Here is a 24,555-nt window from a genome sequence, read left to right as displayed (position 1 = left end):
ATGACCGTGATCGAATGGGGCCCGGCCCGCCTGGTGCTCGCGCCAGAGGTCGGCGGTGCGATCGCCAGCTTCACGATCGGCGACCGCCACGTGCTGCGGCCGATGGCGGCCGGCGCGACCGACGCCCTGGCCTCGGCGTGCTTTCCGCTGGTCCCGTTCTGCAACCGCATCCCGAACGGCCGCTTCGCGTTCGAAGGCCGCGAGGTCGTGCTGCCGCCGAACCTGGCCGGCCATCCGCATACCCTGCACGGACAGGGCTGGCGCAACGCCTGGACGGTGGAGAAGGCGCGGGGGGGCGAAGCGGTGCTCTCCTACGAACACGCGGCGGACGCCTGGCCGTGGGCCTATCGCGCCGAGCAGCGCCTCGTGCTGTCCGAGAGCGGGCTGCGCATCGAGCTGACCGTGACCAACACCGGCGACGCGGCGATGCCGGCCGGCCTGGGTTTCCACCCCTATTTCCCGCGTCGCGAGGGCGAGGTCCTGACGGCGGCCAATGACGGCGTCTGGATGATCGACGCCGACGTGCTGCCGACGGTGCGCCATCCGGGCGTCTGGGGGCCAGACTGGGCCACTGGCGCCGTGGTCGAGGGCCACGCGCTGATCGACCATTGCTACACAGGCTGGGACCAGCGAGCGGTGCTGAGCGCGCCGGGCCAGCCGGACACGGTCGTCACCGCTTCGGCCGATTGCCGCTGGCTGCACGTCTACGTCCCGCCGGGGGAGGATCACTATTGCGTCGAGCCCTGCGCCAGCCGCCCCAATCCGTTCGGCGAAGGGGAGACTGGCGTGGTGACGCTTCAGCCCGGCGAGAGCCGGTCGATCTGGATGGAAGTGGCTAAGGCGTAATCCCAGCCTGGGCTTTCAGCCTGCTCACCATGTCGTTCGACATGTAGCCGTCGGCCGGCAGTTGCTGGCTCTGCTGCCAGGCGCGCAGGGCCTTGCGGGTGCCGGCGCCGATGACGCCGTCGGCCGGACCTGGATTGAAGCCGACGCGGGCCAGGGCGATCTGGGCGGCCATGCGGTCCGACATCGACAACGGGGTCTCGACCGGCCAGGGCGTGATCGGGGCCTCGCCGCCGCCGAAGCGGTCGGCCAGCAGGCCGATGCCCAGGGCGTAGGACGTCGAGTTGTTGTAGGTGCGGATCGCGAAATGGTTCGGCAGGGCCAGGAAGGCCGGACCCGCCGCGCCCGCCGGCAGGAGCAGCATGGCCGGCGAGGCGGCGTCGGCCGCCGTCCAGGGCAGGCCGTCGGCGCGGCGCACGCCCCGCGCTTCCCACCAGGCCGGGATCTGCTTGTCGACTTCGGTCACCGAATAGTCGAAGCCGGCCGGCAGGATCACCTCCTTGGCCCAGCCCGCGCCGGGCTTCCAGCCGCCCTTGACCAGCAGGTTGGCGGCCGAGGCCAGGCTGTCGGCGTCCGAACCCCAGATGTCGCGGCGGCCGTCGCCGTCGAAGTCGACGGCGGTCGAGCGGTAGCTGGAGGGGAGGAACTGGGTCTGGCCCATCGCCCCGGCCCACGAGCCGCGCAGCTGGGCGCGGGTGACCTCACCCGAATCGATGATCTTCAGAGCGGCGATCAGCTCGCCCTCGGCCCAGGCGCGGCGGCGGCCGTCAGCGGCCAGGCTGACCATCGAGCGGACGACGTCGAAATTGCCCTGCAGCTGGCCGAACGCCGATTCCATGGCCCAGACGGCCAGCAGGATGTCACGCGGCACGCCGTAGCGGGCCTCGATGGTTGGTAGGTAGGTCAGCTCTTCACGCTTGCGGCGGCCCACCGCCACGCGGTCGTCGCTGATCACGCCCTTGATGTAGTCGCCCACCGGCTTGGAGAACTCCGGCTGGCGGCTGTCCAGGCTGATGACCTTGGGATCGGGCGTCACGCCAGCCAGCTCGCGGTCCAGCAGGGCGGGCGACAGGCCCTGGGCGATGGCGCGGCCTCGGAAGTCCCGCAGCCAGGTGTCGAAGGCCAGCTCGCCGGCGGGCACGGGCGTCGCCGGAACCGGCTGCGGCGCGGCCGGAGTCTGGGGCTTGGGCGCCGGTTGCGGCGGGGTGATCGCCGTCAGCGGACCTTGTGGAGACGTGTCCGCGCAACCGGCGAGCAGGAGAACGAGAAAGACGCGACGATCGATGGCCATGCGGGGGAAGCTACCGGGGTTCGAGTAAAGCCTTCAATCACAAGCGCGCCAGACGGGTGAAGTTCCCGCGAAATCCCCACGCGCATTTGGGCGAAAGGGCGTCGAGCGCATTGACTCCGGTCCGCGTCGCACTTATACGCACCGCCTCCGAAACACCCCGGAAGTTCTGGCCGTATTCTGCGCGCCCGAACCTCTCCGCCGAAGTACAGAGACCGGTCATGAAGGTTCGCAGCTCGCTGAAGTCGCTGAAGGGTCGCCATCGCGACTGCAAGATGGTGCGTCGCAAGGGCGTCATCTACATCATCAACAAGACCGACCCGCGCTTCAAAGCCAAGCAAGGCTAATGACCTTGTCGTCTCCCAGAGCCGTTCTCTGGGATGTCGGCAACGTCATCGTGCGCTGGGATCCCCGCGCACTGTACGCGAAGATGTTCAAGGAACCGGCCGATCTCGACCGGTTCCTTTCGCATGTCTGCACGCTGGATTGGCACGTCGAGCACGACAAGGGCGTCGGCTTTCCGGAGAACGCCGCGCCGCTGATCGCGCGCTTCCCCGAGCATGAAGCAGAGATCCGGGCCTGGGACGAGCGGTTCGGCGAGATGCTGTCGGGGCCGATCCCCGAAACGGCGTCCGTGATCGAAGCCCTGGCGGCCGCCGACGTGCCGCAATTCGCCCTGACCAACATGCCTCAGAGCAAGTGGCCGGTGGTCCAGGCGATGTCGCCGGCCCATTTCGGCCATTTCCGCGATGCGATCGTCTCCGGCGACGAGCAGGTGATCAAGCCGGGCCGCCGGATCTACGAGATCGTGCTGGAGCGGACGGGCCTGCGGGCCTCGGACCTGCTGTTCATCGACGACAGCGCCGCCAATATCGCGGCGGCCATGGACATCGGCTTCCACACCCACCACTTCACCGATCCGGCGCAGCTGCGCGCCGCTGTCGAGCGGCACGGCCTGCTCTAGGTCCCAGTAGGGGAGATCTTGCATGAACGTCGGTTTCGTCGGCCTCGGCGCCATGGGCGCGGCCATGGTCCGCAACCTGCTGGGCAAGGGCGTCCAGGTGACGGTGTGGAACCGCTCGCGCGCGATCGTCGACGAGCTGGCCGCCGAGGGCGCGAGCGCGGCCGCCAGCGTCGACGAGGCCTTCGCCGCTGATATCGTGCTGACCATGCTGGCCCACGACCAGGCCATGCGCGCGGTGCTGCTGGACACCGGCGTTCTGGCCAAGGCCCGCAAGGGCGTGGTCCACGTCAACCTCGCCACCATCTCGACCGCCCTGGCCGCCGAGCTGTCGGTCCTGCACGCCGAGCTGGGTCTGGGCTATGTCGCCGCGCCGGTGTTCGGCCGTCCGCCCGTGGCCCAGGCCGGGGGGCTGAACGTCCTGGCCGCCGGCGCGCCCGACGCCGTGGCCGCCGCCATGCCGGTGCTGGAGCTGCTGGCCGCCAAAGTCTGGCCGCTGGGTGAGGATCCCGTCCGCGCCAACGCCCTGAAGCTGGCCGGCAACTTCATGATCGTCTCGGCCATCGAGAGCATGGGCGAGGCCGTGGCGCTGGGTGAAGCCTATGGCGTCGAGGCGCCCGAGTTGCTGGACATGCTGTCGAGCACCCTGTTCGCGGCGCCGATCTACAAGATCTACGGGGCCATGATCGCCGAGCGCCGTTACAGCCCGCCGGGCTTCGCCGCCGAGCTTGGCCTCAAGGACGTGCGCCTGGTGCTGGACGCCGCCGAGGCTAAGGGTCTGTCGATGCCTTTGGCCGATCTGGCCGAGGCCAGCCTGGAATCCCTGCTGGGCGGACCGGACAAGGACCTCGACCTGGCCGCCCTCGCCGAAGTCGCGCGAGCCAGGGTCGAAGGAAGGTAGTGGAAGGTCGCTGAATCGCGCTTCCCAGGGGCGCGCGTTCGCACTAGGTTCCGCGCCTCCCAATTCCAGCCTCTCGCGAGACTTTCCGCATGGCCGATGACGCCACTCCCCACGCCGACGTTCTGAACTCGACCGCCCAGGGTCAGCTGAAGTCGATCATCGACCGCGTCGAGCGCCTCGAGGTCGAAAAGACCGAGATCATGGAGCAGATGAAGGAGGTCTATGCCGAGGCCAAGGGCAATGGCTTCGACGTGAAGATCCTCAAGAAGGTGGTCCGCCTGCGCAAGCAGGACCGCGCCAAGCGCCAGGAAGAGGACGCGATCCTCGACCTGTACCTCTCGGCCATCGGCGAGATCTGAGTTTTTACCGGGCGCGCATTTTTTAGGTAGTGTTTTGGCGCGCGGGGTCGGGGATAGTCCTCGCGACATGCGCGCCAAGCCGCCCGATCCGAAAGAACAGGCCAAGAAGGCCGCGCTGAACGCCCTCAAGCGGGCCCGGCGCGCGGCCGAGAAGTCGGGCGTCGAACTCTCCGAATGGGAGGGCGAGTTCCTGACCAGCGTCGCCCAGCGCGTCGAGACCTATGGGCGGGCCTTCGCCGATCCCGAGAAGGGCGCGCGCGGTCAGGCCCTGTCGGGCAACCAGGCCATCAAGCTCAAGGAAATCGCCCGCAAGGCCAAGGGCGAGGCCAAGCCGATGAAGCGCGGCAAGGGCTTTGCGCGGCGTGGTCGCGAGCCAGAACCCGCGCCGGAAAGCGACGAAGACTGATTCCGACGCGACCAAGCCAGGCCTGGAGACGCGCGGTTCGCGCTTAGCCTTCCTCCCCAGGAAACCGGGAGGAAAACCATGGCAAACACCAAGTCGCCGCGCCACGTCGTGCTGACCATCCTGCTGGGAACGGCGGTGGCCGGAACCCTGGATATGACCGAGGCCTGCGTTTATTGGGGCGTGACCAAGGGTGTCGCGCCGGAGCGGATCTTCCAGAGCGTGGCCAGCGGCCTGCTGGGCAAGGCGGCCTTCACCGGCGGCGCGCCGGCGGCGGCGCTGGGGCTCGCGGCCCACTTCGGCATCATGGCGGCGATGGTCGCCTGCTATGTGCTGGCCGGCCCGAGACTGCCGATCCTGACCAAGCGCCCGATCGTCATGGGCCTGGCCTATGGCCTGGCGACCTATGCGGTGATGAATTATGTGGTCCTGCCGCTGTCGCGGGCCCCGCATGGCGGACCCTTCGTGCTGTCGACCTTCGTGAACAATCTGGGCGCGCATCTGTTCATGGTCGGCGCGCCCATCGCCCTGATCGCGGCGTCACGAGAAAAGATGACAAAAACAGCCTGAGATTTGTCTCAAAGGCTTACCAAAAACTATTGTTCACCGAGTGACGTTAAGATCTTGGTAAGAGTCTCGGCTGAAAATGTGAATAATTGTAAAGAGTTAAATACTCATCGCTGTGAGGTTCTGGGTCGCGGGCGGGTCGCGGCTCCAGCCTCGACGTACGCGGGCGAAAGCCTGGATCGGCGTCGAGCGAGCTGCACGGCTCCGTGGATCAAGGACAATGGCGACCACCTATCAATATCTGCTGCGCCGCAAGGCGGAGTTGGAAACCCGCATGGTTGAGGCTCAAAAGCGCGCCCAGGCGCCGTTCGAGGGCGAGCTACGAGCGATCATCGTGGCGCTGGAGGCCCTCAAGCAAGCCGGCATGTCCGAGCGGCTGTCGGCCGGCGAGCCGGCGCCGTTCGCGCCGCCAGCTCCGGGTAAGCGCGGCCGAAGGGGGCGCTCCACCCGCGACATGATCCTGATCACCTTGACCCAGGCGCCGGGCCTGAACGAGGCGGAGATCGCCCGTCAGCTGGATCACCGCTGGAGCCGGCCGGTGACCCCGGCCCAGGTCGGCCGCGAGCTGGAGCAGATGGAGATCGAGGGCATGGCGCGGCGGTCCGGCGCGGGATGGATCCGCATCGAGGAGGCGCCCCAGAACGCCGAAGAGCGGCCAAGCTTCAGCCTGGCCGCTCCCGGACACTAGTTCGGTCTTGAACGCCTCAGGCGCGCGCCGGCTTCGCCGACACCGCTGGGCGCGCCGGCTTCAGCAGCGCCTTCAGGCGCTGTTCGCGCGACACCGGACGGAAGATCATCAGAGCCATCAGCCGGCCTCCTTCATGTCGACCTCGATGCCCTGCTCGCGAACCTTGCGATAGAGGGTCGAGCGACCGATGCCGAGGCGGCGGGCGACTTCGCTCATGTGGCCGGCATAGACGTCGATGGCGTGCTGAATAAGGTCGCGCTCGATGTCTTCCAGCGTCCGCAGGTGACCGCAGTCGTCGAGGATCCGCACGGGCGCCTCGGCCGCGCCCGTCGGGGCGGCCATGGCCGCGTGGGCGGCTTGCAGCATGGCGGCCGGCGGCGGCGCGGGCGGGGTCGCGACGGCCTCGACTGGCGCGGCGAGCCCCGAGATGGCCGGGAAGTCGTAGGGCTGCAGGTAAGGCGCGTCGGCCAGCACGATGGCGCGATAGACCGTGTTCTCCAGCTGGCGAACATTGCCGGGCCAGTCGAACGCGGTCAGCAGCTGCAGGGTCTCGGGCGAGGCGCCGATGACGCGCTTGCCTTCTTCGACGTTGAAACGGCGAATGAACGCCTCGACGAGGGCCGGGATATCCTCGCGGCGCTCGCGCAGGCTGGGGGCTTCCAGCGGGAAGACGTTCAGGCGGTAGTAGAGGTCTTCGCGGAAATGCCCGGCCGAAACGGCCTGCTGCAGGTCGCGATTGGTCGCCGAGACGATGCGGACGTCGACCTTCAGCGAACGCTTTGAGCCGATCGGATCGATCTCGCCTTCCTGCAGCGCGCGCAGCAGCTTGACCTGGACGTCCAGCGGCAGTTCGCCGACCTCGTCCAGGAACAGGGTGCCGCCGTCGGCTTCCTTGAACTTGCCCAGATGCTTGTCGCTGGCGCCGGTGAACGAGCCCTTCTCGTGGCCGAACAGGATCGACTCCACGAGGTTCTCGGGGATGGCGCCGCAGTTGACGGCCACGAACGGCTTGCCGGCGCGCTCCGAGGAGCCATGCACCGCGCGGGCGATCAACTCCTTGCCGACGCCGCTTTCGCCGGTGATCAGCACCGGGATGGCGCTCTTGGCCGCCCGCTCGCCCATGCGCTTGACCATGGTCATGACCGGCGAGGCGCCGATCAGGTCCGCGAAGGTGGTCTTGCCGCCGGCCCGCTTGGTCAGGCGCTCGACCTCGCCCTTGAGGTCGCCCATGGACAGGACGTTGCGGATCGAGACGGTGATGCGCTCGGGGCTGGCCGGCTTGATGAAGAAGTCGGCGGCTCCGGCCTGCATGGCCTTGACCACGGTATCGACGCCGCCGCTGGCGGTCAGCACGATCACGGGCTGGTTGAAGCCGCGGGCGCGCATCTCCTTCAGCGTCTCCTGACCGGTCAGGCCGGGCATGACGAGGTCGAGCAGGATCACGTCGGCCGGAGCGCCCGACGTCAGGTGCGCGATCGCCGCGTCGCCGCCTTCGGCGTGCGAGACCGCGAACCCGTCGCGCTCGAGCACCGCCTGGATCAGCCGACGTTGTGTCGGGTCGTCATCGACGACTAGGACCGTTTTGGTCATAGGGCACATCCACCAGAACCGGCCATGCCCACATGGAGCAAGGCTCTTGTTGGTTCAGAGTGATACAGGCCGCGGGTAAACACCGGCTTTCGCAGACGTGTCGCGGAGCTTAAGGTTTAGCGTTAACAGGACCTTACCTGGGGAGGGGCGTGCGTACGCCAATCTGCTGCTATCGAGACCGACGAACTGGCGGGGCTTCTGCGGCAGGCCTGGCTGATCGTGGCGCCCAAGGCGATCCAGAAACGCCATCCGCGATCTGACGCATTGCGCCTGCGGGCCGCCGAGGCCTATCTGCTAGCCCATGAACGCGCCCTTCAAGCCCGACACCCCGCCCGAATGGAACCTGGCCGATCTCTATGTCGGCCGCGACGATCCCCGGATCGAAACCGACCTCGCCGCCGCCAAGGCCGCCAATGACGAACTGGCCTCGCTGGAGGGGATGTTCCTGGAGGCTCGCAAGGAACCGGCCCGCCTGGGCGTGCTGCTGGATCGCGGGATCACGCTCTACGAACAGGCCACCAACGGCCTCTGGAGCGTCGGGGCCTATGCCGGCCTGGAAGCCGCCGTCGCCCGCGACGACCCGGCCTGGGCCAAGTTCGAGGCCGACCTGCGGGCCCGCTCCTCGCAGATCGCCGCCGAAAGCCTGTTCTTCACGCTGGAGCTGAACCAGCTGGAAGACACCGAGATCACCAAGGCGCTTGAAGCTCATCCGCTGAGCGCCCGTTGGGCGCCGTGGCTGCGCCGCGTGCGCCTGTCGCGGCCGCACGAGCTGTCGCCGGAGCTGGAGCGCTTCATCGTCGACAAGAGCCCGGCCGTCGCCAACTGGGTGCGGCTGTGGGACGAAACCCTTGCCAAGCTGACCGCGACCGCCGGCGACGAAACCCTGACCCTGCCCGAGACGCTGAACCGCCTTTCGGATCCCGACGTCACGCGGCGCAAGGCCGCCGCCGACGGCCTGGCCAAGGCGCTGGAAGAGCGCGCCTCGACCCAGGCCCTGGCGCTGAACACCCTGGCCTTCGAGAAACAGGTCGAGGACCGCTGGCGTCGCTACGACAGCCCGGCTCAGTCGCGTCACCTGGCCAACGATGTCGACGGCGACGCGGTCGACGCCCTGGAGCAGGCGGTGGTCGAGGCCTATCCGCGCCTGTCGCACCGCTACTACGCTCTGAAGGCCAAGGTCATGGGCCGCGACAGCCTGGACTACTGGGACCGCAACGCCCCGCTGACCGCCGCCGCCCCGCGCGCCTACGCCTGGGACGAAGCCAAGGGCATGGTGCTGGAAAGCTTCCAAGACCTGGCGCCGAAGTTCGCCGACGCCGCGCGGGTGTTCTTCGACAGGCCGTGGATCGACGCTCGCCCGCGTCCGGGCAAGCAGTCCGGCGCCTTCGCCCATCCGGTGACCGCCGACCGCCATCCGTTCGTGTTCATGAACTATATGGGCGAGCGGCGCGACGTGCTGACCCTGGCCCACGAACTGGGCCACGCCGTCCACCAGACCCTGTGCCAGCCGCTGGGCACCCTGCTGGCCGATACGCCCCTGACCCTGGCGGAGACGGCCTCGATCTTCGGCGAGGGCCTGGTCTTCGACCGCCTGCTGGCCGAGGCGAGCCCCGAGGACCGCAAGGGCCTGCTGGCTGGCAAGATCGAGGACGGCCTCAACACGGTGGTCCGCCAGATCGCCTTCCACCGCTTCGAGCGCCGCTTCCACGAGGCTCGCCAGGAGGGCGAGTTGTCGCCCGACCAGATCGGCGGCCTTTGGCTGGAGGTGATGGGCGAGAGCCTGGGCCCGGCCGTGAAGCTGAACGAAGGCTACGAGCACTACTGGGCCTATGTCAGCCACTTCTGCCACGCGCCGTTCTACGTCTACGCCTATGCGTTCGGGGATCTCCTGGTGCGCGGGCTGATGGAGAAGCGCCGCGAGGATCCGGCCAAATTCGCGCCCCTGTACGAGGATCTGCTCGCGGCCGGCGGCACGCGCACCTATGTCGAGGCGCTGAAGCCGTTCGGCCTGAACCCGAGGGACAAGGCGTTCTGGGCCGCCGGCTGCGCGCAGCTGGAGCGGCTGGTGGACGAGTTCGAACGGCTCGTCTGACGCCCTGCGTTCGCCCTCGTCCTTCGACAAGCTCAGGATGAGGGCGAAGAACTTCCGGGGTGCGTCCGTCACCTCATGCTGAGCCTGTCGAAGCACGAGGTGACGCGGCATGGCTGACGATCGTAACGACCCCGCCAAAGACCCCGAACGCGACCGGCTCTCCGGCCGGCTCTCCCGCTTCGCCAAGGTGGGCGCCGGGCTCTCGGGCGCGGCCGTGTCCTACGGCGCCAACCGCGTCTTCGCTGGCGACGACGCCAACGCTCGCAACGCCAAGGCGCTGAAGGCGGCGCTGGGCGGGCTGAAGGGGCCGCTGATGAAGGCGGCCCAGATGTTCGCCACGGTGCCGGACCTGTTGCCGCCCGAGTTCGCCCAGGAGTTCGCCGAGCTCCAGACCAACGCGCCCGCCATGGGCTGGCCGTTCGTGCGCCGGCGCATGGCGGCCGAGCTGGGGCCGGACTGGCAGGGCCGGTTCGCGAGCTTCGAGCACGAGGCCGCCGCCGCCGCCTCGCTGGGCCAGGTCCACCGCGCCACGACTCACGACGGCCGCGCCATCGCCGTGAAGCTGCAATATCCCGACATGCAGAGCGCGGTCGAAAGCGATCTAGGTCAGCTGCGCGTCCTGATCGGTGTCTTCAGGCGCATGGACGGCTCGATCGACCCGTCCGAAATGATCGTCGAGATCGGTGATCGCCTGCGCGAGGAGTTGGACTACGGGCGTGAGGCCAGGATGATGTCCGTGTACGGAAATTTTTTCGCCAACCGCGAGAACATCCGCACGCCGACGCCGGTTCCGGAGCTGTCCACCGGCCGCCTGCTGTCGATGACCTGGCTGGACGGCCAGGGCCTGCTGGCCTTCAAGAGCGCCCCGCAGGAGACCCGCGACCGCATCGCCGCCCTGCTGTTCGAGGCGTGGTGGAGCCCGATGACCCACCTGGGGATCATCCATGGCGACCCGCACCTGGGGAACTACAGCTTCGGCGGCGAGGGGGCCGCGCACCTGAACCTGCTCGACTTCGGCTGCATCCGCGTTTTCCCGCCGAAGTTCGTGGCCGGGGTGGTGCGGCTCTATCGCGCGCTCTCGAACGACGACCGCGCCGAGCAGGTCGAGGCCTATCGCACCTGGGGCTTCCAGGGCCTGACCGACGAACTGGTCGACACCCTGAACGTCTGGGCGCGCTTCATCTACGGCCCGCTGCTGGACGACCGGATCCGCACCGTCGCCGACGACGTCCCGCCGGGCGAGTACGGGCGCCGCGAAGCTTTCAAGGTGCGCCAGGCCCTGAAGGCGGTGGGCGGGATCACCATCCCGCGCGAATTCGTGTTCATGGACCGCGCGGCGATCGGGCTGGGCGCGGCCTTCCTGCATCTCGGGGCTCGCCACAACTGGCGGGCGCTGTTCGAGGCGTCGCTGGAGGGGTTCTCGGAGGAGGGTGTCGCCGAGCGGCAGGCGAAGGCGCTCTCCGAGGTCGGCCTCTAATTCTTGTCATCCCGGAAGCCTCGCAGAGGCTGTCCGGGACCCAGGGGCAACCGCCCTGCCATTGGCCCTGGGTCCCGGCTCTCCGCTTACGCTACGGCCGGGATGACAAGATTAGTGTTCGTATTCCCGGAGAAGGTCTTCCAGTCGCCGCTGCTCGGGCTTCATCACCCAGTAGAACCGCAGGGTGTTCCAGCCGAAGCTGGCCACCAGCGCCCCGCCGCACAGGGCCAGGGCCTGCATCCCCGCAGCGCTGTCCATCTTGCCGTCGCGCTGCAGGCGTTCGATGGCGAACCACATGGGCAGGATGAACACCGGGGCCATCATCCAGAACACGTGGTAGTTCCGCCGCGCCGCCTGGTTGCGGGCCAGCAGGCTGGCCAGGGTGTCGCGCATCGGCTGGCCGGTGTCGCGGGCGCGGGCCCGGAAGCCGTTCCAGAACACCGCGATCATCACGATCCAGCAGACGCCCAGCATCGCCATGCCGGCCCAGCCATGAAAGTCCTCGCCGCCGCGCAGCACGGCCGCGCCGGCGACGAGCGTGAACACGGCCAGGGCCGCGAACGGTATGGCGCTCAGCAGGAATTCCGTCCTGCGGCGGGTCTTCAGGGTGCTCATCAACGCCTCCATCAGTCGGGCCTGGTGCTCTTCGGAGGGGCGGTTGGCCTCTGACCGCCAGACCTGTTCGAGGCGCTCAAAGTCCATCGGCGTCCTCCTTCACTTGGGTCGAGAGCCGCTGGCGCAGGCGGGTCAGCCGCGCGCCGACATTGCTCTCGGTGAGGCCGTGCAGCCGGGCGATCTCGCCATAGGCGACGCCGTCCAGCGACAGCAGGATCAGCGAGCGCTCGATCGGCGCCAGGGTGCGGATGGCCGCGTAGAGCCGCTCCAGCAGCGGGCCTTGCGGATCATCGCCCGCGTCGCGGATCAGCAGCTCGGCCTCGATCGACACGCCGCGCAGGCGTCGCCGGATCTCACCCCGCCGCCAGGTGAGGGCGGCGTTGTGGGCTACCCGGTGGGCGAAGGTCCCGGCCGCGCTCTGCTCCCGGAAGCTCGGGCGCGCCTTCCACAGCGCCACCGTCAGTTCCTGCAGCAGGTCGTGCTGGTCGCAGGGTTCGGCGAACGCCCGCGCCGTCCGCTGCAGCATCGGCAGATGCGGCGCCAGCCAGTCGGCGAAGTCCTCGTCGATGTCGTGGTCGCTCGCCATCCCCTTGGCCACCCGTCTCCCCGTTTCGAGAGGTTAGATGCCGGCCGGGGCCTCGTCCTTACGGAAGGCTTTTCTTTTTTCAAACGCTCGTTAGCCTGACGGCATGTCCGACGACCTGACAGACGCCCAGACCGCCGCGATCCCCGACGGGTTCTCCCAGCTGAACTGGTCTCGCGGCTTCGGCCGTCAGATCGGGCCGCTGTTCGAGCATAGCGAAGGCCCGGGCCAGGCGCGCCTGGCGTTCCGGGTCGAGGAGCACCACACCAACGGCCTGGGCAACTGCCACGGCGGCATGCTGATGAGCTTCGCCGACATGGCCTGGGGCCGGATCATCTCGCTGCAGAAGTCCTACAGCTGGGTCACCGTGCGGCTGATGTGCGACTTCCTCTCGGGCGCCAAGCTGGGCGACTGGGTGGAGGGCGAGGGCGAACTGATCGGCGAGGAGGACCTGCTGTTCACCGTACGCGGCCGCATCTGGGCCGGCGACCGCACCCTGATCACCGGTACGGGCGTCTTCAAGGCGCTGAGCCCCCGCAAGCCGCGTCCGGGCGAACTAGCCTATACGGAAAGCGCCGATGGCTGACGATCAAACCTCGCCGGTCTCGCTGCTGGCCCCCTTCCACGGCGAGCCGCCGCCGGCCCCGGCCTGGTTCAAGGGCGCCGTCGCCCAAGCCCCGGAGCGTTCGACCATCGCCGTCGAGGGCGCGAACATCGAACTGCTGACCTGGGGCGAGATTGGCAAGCCGGGCCTGCTGTTCCTGCACGGCAACGGCGCCCACGCCGACTGGTGGAGCTTCATCGCGCCGTTTTTCGCCCAGGACTGGCGCGTGGCGGCGATCTCGTGGTCGGGCATGGGCGGCAGCGACTGGCGGCCGGCCTACAGCGCCGAACTGTTCGCGACCGAAATCTTCGCCGCCGTCGAGGCCGCTGGCCTTGAGGCCGGCGGCGTCAAGCCGATCGTGGTCGGCCACTCTTTCGGCGGCTTTCCGACCCTCTATTGCGCCGCGCGCCATCCCGAGCGCCTGCGCGGAGCGATCATGGCCGACAGCAGCATCCAGCCGCCGGAAAAGCGCTGGAAGGGCCCGCCGCCGCGTTCCGGGCAGGGCAGCCGTGTCTACGCCACGCTGGAAGAGGGGCTGAATCGCTTTCGCCTGGCCCCGCCGCAGCCGTGCGAGAACCTCTACATCGCCGACTTCATCGCCCGTCGCTCGCTGAAGGCGGTGGAGGGCGGCTGGACCTGGAAGTTCGATCCGGATCTCTGGCACAATTTCCGGATGCCCGATCTTGGGCAGCTTCTGCCCCAGATCGCTTGTCCGGCGGCCCTGATGTGGGGCGAGCGATCTAACCTGATGCATGCGGAGACGCTCGACTATATGGTGGCGCAAATGCCCAAGGACGTGCTGCTTCTCCCGCTGCCCGACGCCGATCATCACGTGATGATCGACCAGCCCCTGGCCTTCGTGGCCGGGCTCCGTGGACTATTGGCGAACTGGTCCTGAGCGACGCGCCGGGACCAGTTCTCGTCTACGCGCCCGATCGCGGGATCGGCGATCTGATGTGGCATCTGCCGACGATCCGGGCGATCGCGGCGACAACCCCCGAGGGGCAGGTCGTGCTGGTCGCGCGACCGTCCAGCCGCGCCGCCGAGGTCCTGACCGTCGAGCCCAGCGTCGCGCGCGTGCTGTACGCCCCCCACTACAAGGGCAAGCTGAAGGGCGTGCGCGAAGTCATCGACTTCTATCGCATCTGCCGCGCCGAGAGGCCGCGCGCGGTGTGGATCCTGGAGAAGATCGATCGCCCGGCCATCGCCGCCGCCCTGGCCGGCGCGCCCGAGCGACGGGGCTTTGGCCTTGGGCACGGGCAGGAGCGGTTCCTGACCACGGGGCCGTACCTGCCCAAGGCGATGCGCTCCGCCCACCGGCTCGACAAGCTGGCGGCGTTCGAGGAGGCTCACGGCCTGGTCGTCGACAGTCGGGAGCCGGAGCTGAGGCTGGATCCCGAGGCGCTGGCGGCCGTGAAGACAAGATACGCCGACAAGCCTGGTCCCTGGCTGACCCTGGGCATTGGCGCCAGCGAGCCCGCGCGCACCTGGCCGGCCGAGAGGTTCGCCCAGACGGCGTCGCGGCTCTCGAACCTGTTCGGCACGGTGTTCTGGGTCGGCGGCCCGCACGAGGCGCGCGTCGCCACGGCCGCGATCGGCGATCTGCCCAACAACGTGGTGGCCTGCGACCTGACGTTGGACAAGTCCGCAGCTCTGATCGCGCTGTCGGCCGGGTTCCTGGGCAACGATTCGGGCGCGCTGAATGTGGCCGCCGCCGTCGGCACGCCGTGCGTGGGGCTGATGGGCACGGCGCCGGTGCCGGCCTATTCCCGCTGGCTCTCGCGGCTGGACGGCGGCGAGGGGCGAATCTCCGACATCACGGTCGACCAGGCTGTCGACGCGGTGCGCGCTCGCTTCGTATCGGAAGCCTGGGGCAATACGCACGCTTGAGCCTTAGCGCCCCCCGTTGTATCGGGCGGGCTCGGTATTCTCTCTTTGCTTCCAAGGACGACACATGGCCGGCGATTATCACCGCGGTGAGATGGACATTCACGAACAAGTCGCGACCTTCGCGGCGTTCAACAACATGACGAAGTGGGGCTCGCTGGCCGTCGCCACCCTGCTGCTGTTCATCACCCTGCTGTTCTGCACCGCGGCCGGCTTCATCGGCAGCGCCATCGCCGCCGCCTTGCTGCTGGCCGCGGGGATCTTCTTCCTGCGCGACAAGCCGGCCTCGACCCACTGACACCGGTGGACATCGGCATATTTTCTCCCTGAGCTGTGTCTTGAGCCTCGACAAGAGGCAAGACTATCCCCTACAGAGCGCCGCATGCTGCTGAGCAAACAGCGCTCTGGGGAGGGGTATGCCGATGGCCGTTATCGCCGTCACGAAAGAGACCCGCGCGAACGAAACGCGGGTCGCGGCCACGCCTGAAACCGTCAAGAAGCTCGGCGCCGCCGGCTTCTCGGTGGTGGTCCAGGCGGGGGCGGGGACGGCCGCGTCCTATCCGGACGCCGACTACGAGGCCGCCGGCGCCAAGATCGTCAAGACCGCGCAAGACGCCCTCAAGGACGCCGATGTCCTGTTCAAGGTGCGCGCGCCCGAGGCCGCCGAGATCGCGGCCCTGAAGAGCGGGGCCATCGTCGCCGCCGCGCTCAATCCCTACCAGGACAAGGAAACGCTGGACGCCCTGGCCAAGGCTGGCGCGACCGCGATCGCCATGGAGTTCATCCCGCGCATCACCCGCGCGCAGGTGATGGACATGCTGTCGTCCCAGGCCAACCTCGCTGGCTATCGCGCCGTGATCGAGGGCGCCGAGGCCTATGGCAAGGCCCTGCCGATGATGATGACCGCCGCCGGCACCGTCGCCGCGGCCAAGGTGTTCATCATGGGCGTGGGCGTCGCCGGCCTGCAGGCCATCGCCACCGCCCGCCGCCTGGGCGCGGTGGTCACCGCCACCGACGTGCGTCCGGCCACCAAGGAGCAGGTCGAGTCGCTGGGCGCCAAGTTCCTGGCCGTCGAGGACGAAGAGTTCAAGAACGCCCAGACCGCTGGCGGCTACGCCAAGGAGATGTCCAAGGAATACCAGGCCAAGCAGGCCGAACTGGTTTCCAGCCACATCGCCAAGCAGGACATCGTCATCACCACGGCCCTGATCCCGGGCCGTCCGGCGCCGAAACTGGTCAGCGCCGCCCAGGTGGCCTCGATGCGCGCGGGCTCGATCCTGGTCGACCTGGCCATCGAGCAGGGCGGCAATGTCGAGGGCGCGAAGCTGAACGAGACGGTGATCACCGCCAACGGCGCCAAGATCCTCGGTCACGCCAACCTGCCGGGCCGCATCGCCACCGACGCCAGCGCGCTCTACGCCCGCAACCTGGTGGCCCTGGCGACCCTGTTCACGACGAAGGAGGGCGCCTTCGCCCCCAACTTCGAGGACGAGATCCTGCAGGCCGCCGTCGTCACCCGCGGCGGCGCGATCGTCCACCCGAATTTGAAGACCGCCTAACAACAGCATCGAAAGGGAGGCTCCCATGGAAGCCGTCGACCCCACCGTGTTCCGTCTGGCGATCTTCGTGCTCGCCATCTTCGTCGGCTACTACGTCGTCTGGAGCGTGACGCCCGCGCTGCACACGCCTCTGATGGCCGTCACCAACGCCATCTCGTCGGTGATCATCGTCGGCGCCCTGCTGGCCGCCGCGGCCCATGGCGCCAATAGCGACCTGGCCGGCGGCGCCGTCGCCGGCTCGACCTGGATCTCCAAGGGGGCCGGCACGCTCGCCGCGGCCTTCGCGGCGGTCAACATCTTCGGCGGCTTCTTGGTCACCCAGCGCATGCTGGCGATGTACAAGAAGAAAGAGAAGAAGTGAGCAAGCGAGAGCAGGGGGAAATAGAACAATGAACGCCAATCTCGCCGCCATTCTCTACATCGTCTCGGGGGTGCTGTTCATCCTCGCGCTGCGTGGCCTTTCCAGTCCCGTGACCAGCCAGGCGGGCAACCGTAACGGCATGATCGGCATGGCCATCGCCGTAGGCACCACCCTGGCCACCCTGTGGAGCCAGGGCGCGCTGGACGTCGTGACCCTGGGCCTGATCCTGGGCGGCGTAGCCGTCGGGGGCGCGGTCGGGGCGGTCATCGCCCGCAAGGTCGCCATGACCTCGATGCCGCAACTGGTCGCCGCCTTCCACTCGCTGGTCGGCATGGCCGCCTGCCTCGTGGCCGTGGCCGCCATCTACACGCCCGCCGCCTACGGCATCGTGGGCGAGGACGGACACATCCACCTCAACAGCCTGATCGAGCTGTCGCTGGGCCTGGCTATCGGCGCCATCACCTTCACCGGCTCGGTCATCGCCTTCGCCAAGCTGAACGGCAATATGGGCGGCGCGCCGATCCTGCTGCCGGCCCGTCACCTGCTGAACATCGCCATCGCCGCGGCCATCGTGGCCCTGGTCGTGGTCCTGGTGGTCAGCGGCGGTTCGGCCATCTGGGCCTTCTGGGGCATCTTCGCCCTGAGCCTGCTGATCGGCGTCACCCTGATCATCCCGATCGGCGGCGCGGACATGCCCGTCGTGGTGTCGATGCTGAACAGCTATTCCGGCTGGGCGGCGGCGGCGCTGGGCTTCACGCTCGAGAACACCACCCTGATCATCACCGGCGCGCTCGTCGGTTCGTCGGGCGCGATCCTGTCCTACATCATGTGCAAGGGCATGAACCGCTCGTTCGTGTCGGTGATCCTGGGCGGCTTCGGCGCCGACGCTTCGGCGGCGGCCGGTCCCGGCGGCAAGGTCGAGAGCCGTCCCGTCAAGCAGGGCAGCGCCGACGACGCGGCTTTCATCATGAAGAACGCGTCCAAGGTGATCATCGTCCCGGGCTACGGCATGGCCGTCTCCCAGGCCCAGCACGCCCTGCGCGAAATGGCCGACAAGCTGAAGGAAGAGGGGGTCGAGGTGAAGTACGCCATCCACCCGGTCGCGGGCCGGATGCCGGGCCACATGAACGTGCTGCTGGCCGAGGCCAATGTCCCCTATGACGAGGTGTTCGAGCTGGAGGACATCAACAGCGAGTTCTCGACGGCCGACGTGGCCTTCGTGATCGGCGCCAACGACGTCACCAACCCGGCCGCCAAGACCGACCCGACCAGCGCCATCTTCGGCATGCCGATCCTGGACGTCGAGAAGGCCCGCACCGTCCTCTTCGTCAAGCGCGGCATGGCCTCGGGCTATGCCGGCGTCGAGAACGAGCTGTTCTTCCGCGACAACACGATGATGCTGTTCGGCGACGCCAAGAAGATGGTCGAAGGCATCGTGAAGGGGCTGTAGGGCTCCTCACCGCTGGAAACGACGAAGGCCTCGGCGGTGACGCCGGGGCCTTTTTCGTGTGCGCTCTTCCCGGTTCCCCAACGAAACAAAGGCCCCAGGGTTACCTGGAGCCTCTGTCGCGGGGTGTGGGGGAGTGGGGTGTTCTTGGGGAAGCGGCGCTCAAGCTCACTTGGCGGCCAGCTCGACCGCGTTGCGGCGGGCGGCGAAGGCCAGGGCCTTGCGTTGTTGCTTGGGCAGTTGGGCGTTCACTTCGCGATGGACGTCGGCGACACAGGCGCCCAGCGACATGAGCAGGCCTTCGCTGCTGCGTTGCTTGGCGCGGCACAGGGCCTCGCCGGCGGTGTCGATGCGGGCCTTGAAGATCGCGGCTTGCGACGGGCTGGACAGGTCCAGGTCGGCGAACGAGACGGTGGCGACCGGTTCGCGCTCGGCGGCGTTGGCGGCTTGGGTCAGGCCCAGCACCGGCACGGCGGCGAGGCTCAGGCTGGCGACGGTGGTCAGGCTCATGATGAACTTGCGCATTTGAAGTATCCCTCTGGCTGGGCGCTATTCCCTGCGCCGATGAATACTGTCTATTCTCGGGAGTTCGCGAAGTCCCGTTACGTCTCATTCATGACGTGAAATTAAAGAAGTGTCCTGGTTTTAATGAAATGAAGTTTCCGTAATATTTGACGATTACATGACGCCTGTTGATCGATCGTCGATGCGAGCTTGGCGGCATAGTTAGCAAATGGTTAAGCTGCGCCCTGTTTTCGCCCCATGCGACATCCATACACCCCGCCAATTCACTGTTCCGAAAGGTCAAGCATGAGAGCTAGACGCGCGCGGCGCGGTCCTCTCCTTGACCGAATGTCCGAGAGGAAAGCGGTTTGATCCCCAAGAGCCTGGCTGTTCAGTCTCCCCAAGTACGCGTCGCCTTCTTCGCCATGCTGGGCGTCGCGGCGATGGCGGGGGCGCTGAACGGCGCGGTGGCGCTGGGTGAGTGGGTCGCCCACGCGACCCCTGTCTCTCGCCCGACGCCCGCCATTGTTCCCACCAAGCCCGTCGCCGAAGAAGAGGCCGAGCCCGCCGCGCCGCCGCCAGCCTATCAGTTCGACGCGCCGCTGCCTGGTCGGGTGGTCAATTCGCCGTTCGGCCTGCGCCAGCTGCCCTGGGAAGAGAACGGCCGCCTGCATCAGGGCGTCGATATCGCCGCCCCCAGCGGCGCGGCGGTCAAGGTCGCCGCCGATGGCGTGGTCAAGGCCACGGGTGTTTCTCCCACCTACGGCCGCTATGTCCAGGTGATGCACAAGGGCGGGCTGACCACGATGTACGCCCACCTCGCCGGACCGGCCAAGGGCGTCAAGCGCGGCGTCTATCTGCGTCGTGGCGCGACGGTGGCCTATGTCGGCAATTCGGGCCGTTCGACCGGCTCGCACCTGCACTTCGAGATCCGCGACGGCGACAAGGCCCTGAACCCCAGCTTCTTCCTGGGCCGCAGCTTCGCCGAGGCTGACGACCTGCCGCTGAAGGCCGCCAGCCGGGTGTCCAGGAAGGTTCGCCTGGCGACGGTCTCGAAATGGCCGAAAGGCGTGGCTCGGACCGGCAAGGACGGAATCACCGTCACCCGCGTGAAGGGCGGTCGCGTGCGCGCCACGATCCCGGTGGTCGACGGCTCGATCCCCAGCGTGGCCGGCTAGAGCGCAGAGCGCTCCAGGTTTCGGACGCAATCCGAAGCGGACAGACTCTAAAACTCCGCTCAGAGAGCGCCGCGTTCTCGACGCGTCACAAAGCGTTACTACATTGAACGCCATGATCCAGTTTCTCGGCCGTGGCGTCGCGGGCTTCGTGCTCCTGCTCTTGTCCTATATCGCCGTCGGCGGGCTGATGAGCGCCTCTGGGGCGCCCCAGCCGCGCGGCCAGTTGGTCGAGATCGAGCCGGGGCGCAAGCTGCGGCTGGTCTGCGAAGGTCCCCGAAGCGACCGCCCGGTGGTCTGGCTGGAGGCCGGGGCTTTCGGCTTCGCCGCCGACTGGGGCGCCGCGCAGGAGGCCCTGACCGCCGCCGGCTGGCGCTCTTGCGCCTATGACCGCGCCGGCATGGGCTATTCGCCGAAGGGCCCCAACCCGCGCGACGGCATCGCCATCGTCACCGACTTCGAGAAGCTGGTCGCCGCCTCGGACGAGCCTGGTCCCTACATCCTGGTCGGTCACTCGATGGCCGGCCTGCGCCTGCGCCAATATGCCGGCCGCAATCCCGACAAGGTCGCCGGGCTCGTGCTGATCGACGCCGCTACGCCCGAGGCCGCCCAGAGCCCACGCATGAAGGGTTTCATCGAGGCCTTCGCCAGCATCTCCAAATGGGCCGCGCGCGGCGCTTCGATCGGCCTCTACAAGCCGCTGGTGCACACCCGCCTGGGCGACAAGATCGACCTGCCCCCAGCCGCCAAGGCCGAGAAGGGCTGGGCCTTCGCCAATGGCCGCCACAACCGCACCTCCGCCGAGGAGGTCGGACTGTGGCATGAGGCCTCGCAGCAGGCCGGCGAGCAGCCGGCCTATGATCCGAAGTGGCCGGTCGCCGTGCTGACCGCCGGGCCTGTGAAGGGGCGTGAGAGCTGGAAGGACCTGCAGGCCGCCCCGGCCCGCGCCTCCCAGCATGGCATGATCGATCACGTCGAGGCCGCCACCCACACCCTGCTGATCGGCCGCCGCTTCGCCGACCATATCGTCCGGGCCGTCGCCTTCGTGGCCGACGCTCGCCAGAAGGGCTGATACAACTTCCAGGAAGTCGATTCGGGGAGGTCGTCATCATGGTCAGCGCCGTCAACCTGGAGGGCGTCAGCAAGACCTATGACGATTTCCACGCCGTCCGGGACGTCAGTTTCGAGGTCCCCTCGGGCCGGATCACCGGTTTCCTGGGCCCCAACGGCGCGGGCAAGACCTCGACCATCCGCATGATCCTGGGCCTGTTGCCGGTCAGCGCGGGCGAGATCACGGTGCTGGGCGCCAGAGACGCCACCAAGGTCCACGAGCGGATCGGCTTCCTCCCCGAGGAGCGCGGCCTCTACAAGCGCATGACCCCGATCGATGCGATCGCCTTCTTCGCGGGGCTGAAGGGCGTGCCGGAGGCCGAGGGCCGCAGGCGGGCCAAGGCGATGCTGGAGGCGCAAGGCCTGGGCTTCGCCATGAAGCGGCCGATCAAGGATCTCTCCAAGGGCATGGCCCAGAAGGTCCAGCTGATCTCGGCCCTGGCCCACGAGCCCGAACTGGTGGTGCTGGACGAGCCGTTCTCGGGTCTCGATCCCGTCAACCAGCAGGCCCTGGAGACGATGATCCGCGAGATCGCCGCGCGCGGGGCCACGGTGCTGTTCTCCACCCACGTGATGCAGCACGCCGAGCGGCTGTGCGACAGGGTCGTGCTGATGGCGCGCGGGCGGAAGGTGTTCGATGGCGACGTCGCCACGGCCCGCCGCGCCGCGCCTCGAGCCCTGGTGCTGGAGGGCGATCTGCTGGCCGAGCAGGTCATGGCCTTGCCGGGCCTGGGCGCGGTGACGTCCGAGCCACTGCCGGACGGCGGCTGGCGACATGTGGCCGTGCTGCCGGAGACGAGCGCCGGTCAGGACGCCCTGAAGGCCGCCTTCGCCCGGGATCTCGCTTTGCGCCGGTTCGAGCTCAAGGAGCCCAGCCTGCACGACGCCTTCATCGTCCTGACGGGAGACCAGGCATGAGCCGCCTGCTGAGGATCGCCCGCCGGGAATACCTGGCCTATGTCCGCACCATTGGCTTCTGGCTGTCGATCGTGGCGCTGCCGCTGGTCATCGGCGTCAGCGCCACCGCGCCGTTGATGATGATGAAGACCGCCAAGCCCGAGCGGCTGGCGATCGTCGACCTGACGGGCCAGAACCTGGGGCCCGCCGTCGCCAGGGCGGTGGTCGAGGACCAGAACCGCGCTTCGGCCCGGGCCCTCCGCGCTGCGGCCCTGTCGGCGGCTGGTCCCAAGGCCCAGGAGGCCGTCGGCAAGGCCCAGGCCAAGGGCGGCGAGGCGGCGGGGCGGGAGGCTCTGGCGGGCTTCAATCCGGCCGCCGCGGCGCGTTTCAAGCCGCCACGCGCCAAGGTGATCATCCTGCCGGCGTCTCCCGAGGCCCAAGCCGCCGCGACGCCGCGTGAGGCGGGCCTGGTCGCGCGTCGCGACGTGGCCGACAAGCGCCTCGATTCGGTGCTGATCCTCAGCGGTCGCGACGACGCCATCGTCATGGACCTGTGGAGCCGCAACCTGGGCGCGCCGGTGCTGGAGAACGACCTGCGCCAGGCCATGGGCGGCCTCATGCGCGAGCGCGCCCTGGCTCGCGCCGGCGTCTCGGCCCAGGTTCTGAAAGCCGCCGACGGTCTCAAGCCCGCCTTCAACAGCCTGTCGCCCAAGGCCGCTTCGGGCGAGAAGGTCAGTCTGCGCGACCGCTTGCCGGCCATTGTCGGCTTCGCGGCCGGGATGCTGCTGTGGTCGATGGTCCTGACCGGGGCCAGTATCCTGCTCAACAGCGTGATCGAGGAAAAGTCGTCCAAGATCCTCGAGGTGCTGCTGTCATCGGCCTCCGTGCCCGAGATCATGGGCGGCAAGATCCTGGGGGTGGCGGGCCTGACCCTGACCGTCTTGGGCATCTGGGCCCTGGCCGGCTGGCTGGCCCTGATCAACTTCGCCCCCGGCCTGGCCGGAGACCTCGCGGCCGTGCTGCTGGGCAAGGGGCTGGTGTTCTATTTCGGCGCCTATCTGGTCGGCGGCTATCTGATGTACGCGGCGCTGTTCGCCGGCATCGGGGCCTTCTGCGAGAGCCAGCGCGACGCCCAGACCCTGCTGGGGCCGATCATGATGGTGATGACCATTCCGGTGGTGTTCATGAGCCAGGCGATCCGCTCGCCCGACGCGCCGATTCTCGGCGCCCTGTCCTGGTTTCCGCCCTTCACGCCGTTCCTGATGCCGGCGCGCATCGCCAGCGATCCGCCGCTGGTCCAGGTGGTCGGAACCACGGTGCTGATGGCCGCAGCCGTGGCGGCGATCATCGCCTTCTCGACCCGCGCCTTCCATGTGGGGGCTCTGGCGACGGGGAAGGTGAACCTGAAGACCCTGGTCGGTCTGATCGTCAGGAAGCAGGCGGGGTAGGGAGCCTCTAGCCCAGAAACGACGAAAGCCGCGCGGATCGCCGCGCGGCTTTCGAGATCTTCGAAGCTGAAGAGGTCTGGTCTTAACGACCAGCCGGCTTCTTCGGCATCGGCAGCAGGCCTTCGCGCTGGGCGCGCTTGCGGGCCAGCTTGCGGGCGCGACGGACGGCTTCAGCCTTTTGGCGAGCGCGCTTTTCCGACGGCTTCTCATAGTGCACGTGCCGCTTCATTTCGCGGAACGAGCCTTCGCGTTGCATCTTCTTCTTCAGAGCCTTCAGGGCCTGATCGACGTTGTTGTCGCGGACGAAAATCTGGACCAGGGGTATCTCTCCATTCGACAGCCCGACCAATATTCCCAAGTCCCTCTTGAGGGGCCGGGCGGGCGAACAAAACCGGGTAACCTGAGAGGGGTTCTCCCAGGCGATGAGGCGGGGCTGATAGCAGAGCGAAGGGCCGCTGTCCATGCGCGACGCGGCCTAAACACCAGTGTAGACTCGGATTTATGACGCAAACCGCCCAGACCGCCGTTCAGACCTCCAGCCAAGCTTCGGATCAACCGGGCTCCTCATGGGCCGACGCCGCCGAGCAGCGCGTACTGGACGAAGCCTTGCGTCTCGCGCCCAAGGCCGGCTGGAACGCCGGGATGGTCAGTCGCGCCCTGGCGGCGGCGGGCCTCGGCGAGGCCGAGGGCCAGCTTCTGTTGCCCGAAGGCCCGCGCGACCTGGCCGCTTTGCTTTCGCGACGCCATGACGCGGTCGCGCTTCGCAAGCTGCGGACGTTCGATCTGGCCACGCTGAAGATTCGCCAGCGGATTCGCGAGGGTGTCGTCGCGCGCCTCGACGCGGCCCAGGAGAACGCCGACGTGCTGCGCCCGCTGGCCGCCTTCCTGGCCTTTCCGACCAACCTGGCGCTGGCCCTGCGGCTGACCTGGGAATCGGCCGATGTGATCTGGCGCTGGGCCGGCGATGTGGCGACCGACGAGAACCACTATTCGAAGCGGGCGATTCTCTCGGGCGTCCTGATCTCGACCCTGGCCGTCGACATGGCCTCGGGCCGCGCTTCGGCGCTGTCGCACCTGGACGCGCGCATCGACAACGTCATGGCCTTCGAGACGTGGAAGGCGGGCTTCAAGCCGATGGACCTGGCCAGCGAGACGGTCTCGGCCCTGGCCCGCATCCGATACGGGAAGTAACCCAA

29 protein-coding genes are annotated in these 24,555 nt (G+C 68.2%); 22 read left to right on the top strand and 7 right to left on the bottom strand.

All coding sequences use genetic code 11. From position 1 onward, the window contains the following. Complete coding sequence (locus tag AC07R7_RS11735) at window positions 1–846, top strand: aldose 1-epimerase (protein ID WP_494635258.1); 846 nt, start codon at window positions 1–3, stop codon at window positions 844–846. On the opposite strand, the gene AC07R7_RS11730 is transcribed toward AC07R7_RS11735, so the two are convergent. Then, window positions 836–2,134, bottom strand: a complete 1,299-nt coding sequence (locus AC07R7_RS11730) for a lytic murein transglycosylase (protein ID WP_494635257.1) — start codon at window positions 2,132–2,134, stop codon at window positions 836–838. The genes AC07R7_RS11735 and AC07R7_RS11730 overlap by 11 nt on opposite strands. A 218-nt stretch (window positions 2,135–2,352) precedes the next feature. On the opposite strand from AC07R7_RS11730, the gene ykgO reads away from it, so the two are divergent. The 7 genes from ykgO to AC07R7_RS11695 all read left to right on the top strand — a co-directional run bounded on the left by ykgO (window position 2,353) and on the right by AC07R7_RS11695 (window position 6,010). Then, on the top strand, window positions 2,353–2,478 hold the full coding sequence (gene ykgO, locus AC07R7_RS11725; RefSeq protein WP_004616427.1) for a type B 50S ribosomal protein L36: 126 nt from the start codon (window positions 2,353–2,355) through the stop codon (window positions 2,476–2,478). Further along, complete coding sequence (locus AC07R7_RS11720) at window positions 2,478–3,095, top strand: HAD family hydrolase (protein ID WP_492886937.1); 618 nt, start codon at window positions 2,478–2,480, stop codon at window positions 3,093–3,095. The genes ykgO and AC07R7_RS11720 overlap by 1 nt, the downstream gene beginning before the upstream one ends. A gap of 22 nt (window positions 3,096–3,117) precedes the next feature. Then, a complete protein-coding gene (locus tag AC07R7_RS11715; protein WP_492886936.1) occupies window positions 3,118–3,993 on the top strand; it encodes an NAD(P)-dependent oxidoreductase in 876 nt (291 codons plus the stop codon). Window positions 3,994–4,082: 89 nt separating this feature from the next. Continuing rightward, complete coding sequence (gene gapR / locus AC07R7_RS11710; RefSeq protein ID WP_099581374.1) at window positions 4,083–4,352, top strand: nucleoid-associated protein GapR; 270 nt, start codon at window positions 4,083–4,085, stop codon at window positions 4,350–4,352. Window positions 4,353–4,419: 67 nt separating this feature from the next. Beyond that, window positions 4,420–4,758 carry a hypothetical protein gene (locus tag AC07R7_RS11705; protein ID WP_494635256.1) on the top strand — a complete coding sequence of 113 codons (339 nt, stop codon included), beginning with the start codon at window positions 4,420–4,422 and terminating at the stop codon, window positions 4,756–4,758. A 78-nt stretch (window positions 4,759–4,836) separates the two neighbouring features. Further along, window positions 4,837–5,325 (top strand): hypothetical protein, encoded by a 489-nt coding sequence (locus tag AC07R7_RS11700; RefSeq protein ID WP_492886935.1) that lies wholly within the window; start codon window positions 4,837–4,839, stop codon window positions 5,323–5,325. 217 nt (window positions 5,326–5,542) lie between these two features. Beyond that, window positions 5,543–6,010: a hypothetical protein gene (locus AC07R7_RS11695; protein WP_494635255.1), complete on the top strand. Its 468-nt coding sequence runs from the start codon at window positions 5,543–5,545 to the stop codon at window positions 6,008–6,010. Between the two features lie 16 nt (window positions 6,011–6,026). Here the strand turns inward: AC07R7_RS11695 and AC07R7_RS11690 are convergent, their stop codons facing one another. Further along, window positions 6,027–6,128 carry a hypothetical protein gene (locus tag AC07R7_RS11690; RefSeq protein ID WP_492836820.1) on the bottom strand — a complete coding sequence of 34 codons (102 nt, stop codon included), beginning with the start codon at window positions 6,126–6,128 and terminating at the stop codon, window positions 6,027–6,029. After that, window positions 6,128–7,600, bottom strand: coding sequence for a sigma-54-dependent transcriptional regulator (locus AC07R7_RS11685; protein ID WP_494635254.1), 1,473 nt, complete (start codon window positions 7,598–7,600; stop codon window positions 6,128–6,130). Before AC07R7_RS11685 ends, AC07R7_RS11690 begins: the two co-directional genes overlap by 1 nt. Before the next feature lie 301 nt (window positions 7,601–7,901). Here AC07R7_RS11685 and AC07R7_RS11680 point away from each other — a divergent pair, with 301 nt between their 5' ends. Continuing rightward, window positions 7,902–9,692, top strand: a complete 1,791-nt coding sequence (locus AC07R7_RS11680) for a M3 family oligoendopeptidase (protein WP_494635253.1) — start codon at window positions 7,902–7,904, stop codon at window positions 9,690–9,692. Between the two features lie 109 nt (window positions 9,693–9,801). Then, window positions 9,802–11,169, top strand: a complete 1,368-nt coding sequence (locus AC07R7_RS11675; protein WP_494635252.1) for an ABC1 kinase family protein — start codon at window positions 9,802–9,804, stop codon at window positions 11,167–11,169. A gap of 111 nt (window positions 11,170–11,280) precedes the next feature. Here AC07R7_RS11675 and AC07R7_RS11670 read toward each other — a convergent pair whose 3' ends face one another. Together AC07R7_RS11670 and AC07R7_RS11665 are read right to left on the bottom strand one after the other, a co-directional pair. Further along, a complete protein-coding gene (locus AC07R7_RS11670) occupies window positions 11,281–11,871 on the bottom strand; it encodes a hypothetical protein (RefSeq protein ID WP_494635251.1) in 591 nt (196 codons plus the stop codon). Further along, window positions 11,861–12,370: an RNA polymerase sigma factor gene (locus AC07R7_RS11665; protein WP_494635596.1), complete on the bottom strand. Its 510-nt coding sequence runs from the start codon at window positions 12,368–12,370 to the stop codon at window positions 11,861–11,863. Before AC07R7_RS11665 ends, AC07R7_RS11670 begins: the two co-directional genes overlap by 11 nt. Window positions 12,371–12,473: 103 nt before the next feature. Between AC07R7_RS11665 and AC07R7_RS11660 the strand changes: the two genes are divergently transcribed. The 7 genes from AC07R7_RS11660 to AC07R7_RS11630 all read left to right on the top strand — a co-directional run bounded on the left by AC07R7_RS11660 (window position 12,474) and on the right by AC07R7_RS11630 (window position 18,228). Then, entirely contained in the window at window positions 12,474–12,953 is a 480-nt protein-coding gene (locus tag AC07R7_RS11660) for a PaaI family thioesterase (protein WP_492886931.1), read from the top strand. After that, the gene (locus tag AC07R7_RS11655) at window positions 12,946–13,869 is read left to right on the top strand and encodes an alpha/beta fold hydrolase (RefSeq protein ID WP_494635250.1); all 924 of its coding nucleotides are present in this window, start codon (window positions 12,946–12,948) and stop codon (window positions 13,867–13,869) included. The genes AC07R7_RS11660 and AC07R7_RS11655 overlap by 8 nt, the downstream gene beginning before the upstream one ends. 56 nt (window positions 13,870–13,925) lie before the next feature. After that, on the top strand, window positions 13,926–14,861 hold the full coding sequence (locus AC07R7_RS11650) for a glycosyltransferase family 9 protein (protein WP_494635249.1): 936 nt from the start codon (window positions 13,926–13,928) through the stop codon (window positions 14,859–14,861). Window positions 14,862–14,925: 64 nt separating this feature from the next. Beyond that, window positions 14,926–15,156: an aa3-type cytochrome c oxidase subunit IV gene (locus tag AC07R7_RS11645; protein ID WP_125159184.1), complete on the top strand. Its 231-nt coding sequence runs from the start codon at window positions 14,926–14,928 to the stop codon at window positions 15,154–15,156. Between the two features lie 118 nt (window positions 15,157–15,274). Then, complete coding sequence (locus AC07R7_RS11640) at window positions 15,275–16,417, top strand: Re/Si-specific NAD(P)(+) transhydrogenase subunit alpha (RefSeq protein WP_494635248.1); 1,143 nt, start codon at window positions 15,275–15,277, stop codon at window positions 16,415–16,417. A 25-nt stretch (window positions 16,418–16,442) separates the two neighbouring features. Next, the gene (locus AC07R7_RS11635) at window positions 16,443–16,778 is read left to right on the top strand and encodes a proton-translocating transhydrogenase family protein (protein ID WP_099581343.1); all 336 of its coding nucleotides are present in this window, start codon (window positions 16,443–16,445) and stop codon (window positions 16,776–16,778) included. Between the two features lie 28 nt (window positions 16,779–16,806). Further along, complete coding sequence (locus AC07R7_RS11630) at window positions 16,807–18,228, top strand: NAD(P)(+) transhydrogenase (Re/Si-specific) subunit beta (RefSeq protein WP_492886927.1); 1,422 nt, start codon at window positions 16,807–16,809, stop codon at window positions 18,226–18,228. 165 nt (window positions 18,229–18,393) lie between these two features. Here AC07R7_RS11630 and AC07R7_RS11625 read toward each other — a convergent pair whose 3' ends face one another. Beyond that, window positions 18,394–18,750, bottom strand: a complete 357-nt coding sequence (locus AC07R7_RS11625) for a UrcA family protein (protein ID WP_494635247.1) — start codon at window positions 18,748–18,750, stop codon at window positions 18,394–18,396. A gap of 347 nt (window positions 18,751–19,097) precedes the next feature. Between AC07R7_RS11625 and AC07R7_RS11620 the strand changes: the two genes are divergently transcribed. The 4 genes from AC07R7_RS11620 to AC07R7_RS11605 all read left to right on the top strand — a co-directional run bounded on the left by AC07R7_RS11620 (window position 19,098) and on the right by AC07R7_RS11605 (window position 23,359). Then, the gene (locus AC07R7_RS11620; RefSeq protein ID WP_494635246.1) at window positions 19,098–19,907 is read left to right on the top strand and encodes a M23 family metallopeptidase; all 810 of its coding nucleotides are present in this window, start codon (window positions 19,098–19,100) and stop codon (window positions 19,905–19,907) included. Window positions 19,908–20,019: 112 nt separating this feature from the next. Then, window positions 20,020–20,976 (top strand): alpha/beta fold hydrolase, encoded by a 957-nt coding sequence (locus AC07R7_RS11615; protein ID WP_494635245.1) that lies wholly within the window; start codon window positions 20,020–20,022, stop codon window positions 20,974–20,976. A gap of 38 nt (window positions 20,977–21,014) precedes the next feature. Next, on the top strand, window positions 21,015–21,932 hold the full coding sequence (locus tag AC07R7_RS11610; protein WP_494635244.1) for an ABC transporter ATP-binding protein: 918 nt from the start codon (window positions 21,015–21,017) through the stop codon (window positions 21,930–21,932). Then, entirely contained in the window at window positions 21,929–23,359 is a 1,431-nt protein-coding gene (locus AC07R7_RS11605; protein WP_494635243.1) for an ABC transporter permease, read from the top strand. Before AC07R7_RS11610 ends, AC07R7_RS11605 begins: the two co-directional genes overlap by 4 nt. An 82-nt stretch (window positions 23,360–23,441) precedes the next feature. Here the strand turns inward: AC07R7_RS11605 and rpsU are convergent, their stop codons facing one another. Further along, window positions 23,442–23,678: a 30S ribosomal protein S21 gene (gene rpsU / locus AC07R7_RS11600; protein ID WP_125159223.1), complete on the bottom strand. Its 237-nt coding sequence runs from the start codon at window positions 23,676–23,678 to the stop codon at window positions 23,442–23,444. A 182-nt stretch (window positions 23,679–23,860) separates the two neighbouring features. Between rpsU and AC07R7_RS11595 the strand changes: the two genes are divergently transcribed. Further along, the gene (locus AC07R7_RS11595; protein WP_494635242.1) at window positions 23,861–24,550 is read left to right on the top strand and encodes a COQ9 family protein; all 690 of its coding nucleotides are present in this window, start codon (window positions 23,861–23,863) and stop codon (window positions 24,548–24,550) included. The last annotated feature ends 5 nt before the right edge of the window (window positions 24,551–24,555 follow it).

Source organism: Caulobacter sp. GW821-FHT05F04, from assembly GCF_059419665.1.
Note: the sequence above shows the minus strand (reverse complement) of the source record. Positions and strands in the feature narration are given on the sequence as shown.

Excerpts from the sequence above, each read along its gene's own strand:
- AC07R7_RS11735 (WP_494635258.1), top strand. The coding sequence starts at position 1 with ATGACCGTGATCGAATGGGGCCCGGCCCGCCTGGTGCTCGCGCCAGAG.
- AC07R7_RS11730 (WP_494635257.1), bottom strand. The coding sequence starts at position 2,134 with ATGGCCATCGATCGTCGCGTCTTTCTCGTTCTCCTGCTCGCCGGTTGC.
- ykgO (WP_004616427.1), top strand. The coding sequence starts at position 2,353 with ATGAAGGTTCGCAGCTCGCTGAAGTCGCTGAAGGGTCGCCATCGCGAC.
- AC07R7_RS11720 (WP_492886937.1), top strand. The coding sequence starts at position 2,478 with ATGACCTTGTCGTCTCCCAGAGCCGTTCTCTGGGATGTCGGCAACGTC.
- AC07R7_RS11715 (WP_492886936.1), top strand. The coding sequence starts at position 3,118 with ATGAACGTCGGTTTCGTCGGCCTCGGCGCCATGGGCGCGGCCATGGTC.
- gapR (WP_099581374.1), top strand. The coding sequence starts at position 4,083 with ATGGCCGATGACGCCACTCCCCACGCCGACGTTCTGAACTCGACCGCC.
- AC07R7_RS11705 (WP_494635256.1), top strand. The coding sequence starts at position 4,420 with ATGCGCGCCAAGCCGCCCGATCCGAAAGAACAGGCCAAGAAGGCCGCG.
- AC07R7_RS11700 (WP_492886935.1), top strand. The coding sequence starts at position 4,837 with ATGGCAAACACCAAGTCGCCGCGCCACGTCGTGCTGACCATCCTGCTG.
- AC07R7_RS11695 (WP_494635255.1), top strand. The coding sequence starts at position 5,543 with ATGGCGACCACCTATCAATATCTGCTGCGCCGCAAGGCGGAGTTGGAA.
- AC07R7_RS11690 (WP_492836820.1), bottom strand. The coding sequence starts at position 6,128 with ATGGCTCTGATGATCTTCCGTCCGGTGTCGCGCGAACAGCGCCTGAAG.
- AC07R7_RS11685 (WP_494635254.1), bottom strand. The coding sequence starts at position 7,600 with ATGACCAAAACGGTCCTAGTCGTCGATGACGACCCGACACAACGTCGG.
- AC07R7_RS11680 (WP_494635253.1), top strand. The coding sequence starts at position 7,902 with ATGAACGCGCCCTTCAAGCCCGACACCCCGCCCGAATGGAACCTGGCC.
- AC07R7_RS11675 (WP_494635252.1), top strand. The coding sequence starts at position 9,802 with ATGGCTGACGATCGTAACGACCCCGCCAAAGACCCCGAACGCGACCGG.
- AC07R7_RS11670 (WP_494635251.1), bottom strand. The coding sequence starts at position 11,871 with ATGGACTTTGAGCGCCTCGAACAGGTCTGGCGGTCAGAGGCCAACCGC.
- AC07R7_RS11665 (WP_494635596.1), bottom strand. The coding sequence starts at position 12,370 with ATGGCGAGCGACCACGACATCGACGAGGACTTCGCCGACTGGCTGGCG.
- AC07R7_RS11660 (WP_492886931.1), top strand. The coding sequence starts at position 12,474 with ATGTCCGACGACCTGACAGACGCCCAGACCGCCGCGATCCCCGACGGG.
- AC07R7_RS11655 (WP_494635250.1), top strand. The coding sequence starts at position 12,946 with ATGGCTGACGATCAAACCTCGCCGGTCTCGCTGCTGGCCCCCTTCCAC.
- AC07R7_RS11650 (WP_494635249.1), top strand. The coding sequence starts at position 13,926 with ATGTGGCATCTGCCGACGATCCGGGCGATCGCGGCGACAACCCCCGAG.
- AC07R7_RS11645 (WP_125159184.1), top strand. The coding sequence starts at position 14,926 with ATGGCCGGCGATTATCACCGCGGTGAGATGGACATTCACGAACAAGTC.
- AC07R7_RS11640 (WP_494635248.1), top strand. The coding sequence starts at position 15,275 with ATGCCGATGGCCGTTATCGCCGTCACGAAAGAGACCCGCGCGAACGAA.
- AC07R7_RS11635 (WP_099581343.1), top strand. The coding sequence starts at position 16,443 with ATGGAAGCCGTCGACCCCACCGTGTTCCGTCTGGCGATCTTCGTGCTC.
- AC07R7_RS11630 (WP_492886927.1), top strand. The coding sequence starts at position 16,807 with ATGAACGCCAATCTCGCCGCCATTCTCTACATCGTCTCGGGGGTGCTG.
- AC07R7_RS11625 (WP_494635247.1), bottom strand. The coding sequence starts at position 18,750 with ATGCGCAAGTTCATCATGAGCCTGACCACCGTCGCCAGCCTGAGCCTC.
- AC07R7_RS11615 (WP_494635245.1), top strand. The coding sequence starts at position 20,020 with ATGATCCAGTTTCTCGGCCGTGGCGTCGCGGGCTTCGTGCTCCTGCTC.
- AC07R7_RS11610 (WP_494635244.1), top strand. The coding sequence starts at position 21,015 with ATGGTCAGCGCCGTCAACCTGGAGGGCGTCAGCAAGACCTATGACGAT.
- AC07R7_RS11605 (WP_494635243.1), top strand. The coding sequence starts at position 21,929 with ATGAGCCGCCTGCTGAGGATCGCCCGCCGGGAATACCTGGCCTATGTC.
- AC07R7_RS11595 (WP_494635242.1), top strand. The coding sequence starts at position 23,861 with ATGACGCAAACCGCCCAGACCGCCGTTCAGACCTCCAGCCAAGCTTCG.